The 958-nt window shown below is 47.3% G+C and carries 1 protein-coding gene; it reads right to left on the bottom strand.

Annotation, left to right across the window (positions count from 1 at the left end; all coding sequences use genetic code 11):
• Nucleotides 1-848: IS4 family transposase (locus tag GWI56_RS21560; RefSeq protein WP_198574020.1), on the bottom strand; the 848-nt coding region annotated here is incomplete at its 3' end.
• Nucleotides 849-958 lie beyond the last annotated feature (110 nt).

Raw genomic sequence — 958 nt, 5'->3', positions numbered from 1 at the left:
ACCAGTTTTTGAGGCGACATGGCTTCCATGGTCAAGTTAGTCACCAGTGCCCAAGGCTCTTTGGCGGTCAACTCATACGTCCATTGCGCAGTATGGTGGCAGTCTGTTGTCGTACTTCGCTGACCTTTTCTGCCTTTACTTGGGGCCCTGAACAATACCATCTCACATAACAAAGGTTTCTTTACCGATAACGCCACCCGCCCAACATGTTTTGCGCGACGACGGGCTTGGGGATAAAGCGCTTTTAGTGAAAATTGGCGACCGAAAGGATGCGGCCGATAGATACTCAATCCTCTAACGCGACCCAGCCAATACCAACCGAGCTGCTCGACTTTTCGAAACCATGGATTACGAAAGCCCGCGTCAGTGACTATCAGTGGGGTGATGTTGTCAGGTAACACTTTTCTGAGTTCATTAAGAAACTGATTATGGGCGGTTTGAGTGCCTTGCAGCACTAACGGAAATGTTCGTTCGTAGAGCGTGATAGAGCGACCTTTGATAGCGATAGAGGCACGTAGCGCAATAAGCTCACGACCTTCACGCATATCTGACCAATCCACCAATATTGTCGGCATCGTATGTGCTGTTAGCAGCCACTTTGCATGCCACTGATAAACAGCCATTCTTTCATGGTGAAGATGCGGGTTGCCCAACAATCTATCCATGCGTTTTATTGAGTGCTTAGTATGAGTGCTGGTGCCATCAATGTGCCGCCCTAAATGCGTTAGGGTGAGGCAATCCGCGTTGATAAGTGCTCGGCAAGCAACCATGAGGGTATTGAGTCGCTTTTGATGGATTTCTGGACAATGTTGATAGAGAGATTGATGTAAGATAGTTAACACTTGCACCTTGAAGCCCTGTGATTGATGTTTGTTCGCACTTCCATCAGATCACACTTCAAGGTGCAAGTTCACTCCAATCTAATGATTTATATGTAAATCATCAGGGGATTCTTCAG

Origin of the sequence: Shewanella sp. DW31, assembly GCF_015767295.1 — a bacterium.
Taxonomy (GTDB): domain Bacteria; phylum Pseudomonadota; class Gammaproteobacteria; order Enterobacterales; family Shewanellaceae; genus Shewanella; species Shewanella oncorhynchi.
Note: the sequence above shows the minus strand (reverse complement) of the source record. Positions and strands in the feature narration are given on the sequence as shown.